This is a genomic window from Microvirga sp. HBU67558, from assembly GCF_018069605.1.
Classification (GTDB): Bacteria; Pseudomonadota; Alphaproteobacteria; order Rhizobiales; family Beijerinckiaceae; genus Microvirga; species Microvirga terrae.
Genome location: NZ_JAGPUP010000201.1, coordinates 1 through 467 on the forward strand (window position 1 = coordinate 1; position 467 = coordinate 467).

Sequence of the window (467 nt, forward strand, 5' to 3'; positions counted from 1 at the left end):
ACCTCCTCGTCCGAGCAGAACGGCCCGTGCACGCGCGTGATCCGCCCGCCGCCGGCCATGTACAGCATGTCGCCTTGTCCTAAGAGCTGCTCGGCGCCCATCTCGCCCAGGATCGTGCGGCTGTCGATCTTCGAGGTGACCTGGAACGAGATCCGGGTCGGGAAGTTCGCCTTGATCGTGCCGGTGATCACGTCCACCGACGGGCGCTGGGTGGCCAGGATCACGTGGATGCCGGCGGCGCGCGCCATCTGGGCCAGGCGCTGGATCGCCCCTTCGATCTCCTTGCCGGCCACCATCATCAGGTCGGCCATCTCGTCGACGATCACCACGATGTAGGGCAAGGGATCGAGATCCATCACCTCGTCCTCGTAGATCGCCTCGCCGGTCTCGCGGTCGAAGCCGGTCTGCACCGTGCGCGTGATGGTCTCGGCCTTCGCCTTGGCCTCGACCACCCGGGCGTTGAAGCC

General features: G+C 66.8%; 1 protein-coding gene. It reads right to left on the minus strand.

What is annotated here, in order from left to right; all coding sequences use genetic code 11:
- A partial coding sequence (locus tag KBI52_RS00835; protein ID WP_256439447.1) for an FtsK/SpoIIIE domain-containing protein occupies positions 1-467 on the minus strand: 467 nt, incomplete at both ends.